The 1,346-nt window shown below is 75.2% G+C and carries 1 protein-coding gene and 1 pseudogene; both read left to right on the plus strand.

What is annotated here, in order from left to right; all coding sequences use genetic code 11:
* Positions 1-284, plus strand: a 284-nt coding sequence (locus tag EYA84_RS31865; RefSeq protein WP_131057859.1) for an ATP-binding cassette domain-containing protein, incomplete at its 5' end; no start/stop codon positions are given.
* A 7-nt stretch (positions 285-291) separates the two neighbouring features.
* Positions 292-1,346 (plus strand): annotated as a pseudogene (locus EYA84_RS31870) (permease); the annotation flags it as partial.

Consider the following 1,346-nt stretch of genomic DNA (forward strand, 5'->3'; position numbering starts at 1 on the left):
TCTCCGGCGGCCAGCAGCAGCGGGTGGCGATCGCCCGTGCGCTGGCCGCCTCGCCCCGGCTCCTGGTCGCCGACGAACCCACCGGGCAACTGGACGCGGAGACCGGCCTGTCGGTGATGGCCCTGCTGCGTGGGGTGGTCGAGTCCGAGGGCGTCACCGCCCTGGTGTCCACCCACGATCCGGTGATGATGGCGTTGGCCGACCGGGTGCTCCGGATCCACGACGGGCAGCTTCACGACGAGGCGGCCGGACGGCCGGACGAGCCCGTGCCAGGCGCGGAGTGACGTGCCGATGCTGAGGCTGGTCAGCCGGCGTGCCCGCGCGCAGTGGCCGTTGCTGGCGGCTCTGATCGGGGTGGTCACGGTCGGTGCGACCCTGCTGGGCACCTGCACCCTGCTGAACACCCGCACCGCCGAGCGGGCGCTGGAGGTCGCCATGGGTCGCGCCGCTCCCGCCGACGTCGACGTGACCGTCTACACCGGCAGCGTCGAGGGTCCGGACGCGCGGTCCGTCGCCGCCGACACCCGCACCGTGCTGGCCGCCGCGCTCGCCCCGTTCCCGGTGACCACCACCGCGCGGGCCTCGACCGTGCTGCGGGCGCTACCGCCCGGGCTCGCTGCGGGCACCACCGTGCCGGCCCAGGCGTACCTGTCGGGGCTCGACGACCTGCCGACCCGAGCCGAGCTGATCGCCGGGGGCTGGCCGCGCGGGCGTGGTGACGCAGTGGTGCTGGAGTCCACCGCCCGGTTGCTCGGCCTCACCCCCGGCGACCGGGTACGCCTCGGCGCCGAGCTGGCCCACGATCCCGTCCCGGCCGTCGACGTGACCGTCGTCGGTGTGGTGCGCCCGATGCCGGGTCGCGGCTGGGACCGCGACCCGTTGGCCGCGGCAGGCGTCGCCACCGGCCACCAGGACGGCCGTTTCCGGCAGCCGGTCAACGCCTACGGACCGTTCCTCGTCGACCTCACCGACCTGCTCACCACCGGTGCCACCGTCGACCGGATGGAGGTCACGGCCCATCCGGACCTGTCCCAGGTCACCCGCCGCGACCTGGAGACGGTGGCCGGGGCCGTCCGTAACGCCGACAGTCTGTTGGCCGGGACCCTCGGCGAGCGCGTCCGGCTCGCTCGGGTCGCCTCCGACCTGCCGCTGACCCTGCGTACCGCCGACGAGCAACGGCACGCCACCGCCACCCTCGTGCTCGCCATCGCCGTTCTCGGCGGTGTCCTGACCGCGACGGCACTCGTCCTCGCCGGCCGGCTGACCGCCGGCATACGCGCCGACGAGACCGCCCTGCGGACCGCCCTCGGCACCAGCCGCCGTCAACTCGCCGCCACCGCGACACT

Origin of the sequence: Verrucosispora sp. SN26_14.1 (assembly GCF_004307965.1) — a bacterium.
Classification (GTDB): Bacteria; Actinomycetota; Actinomycetes; order Mycobacteriales; family Micromonosporaceae; genus Micromonospora.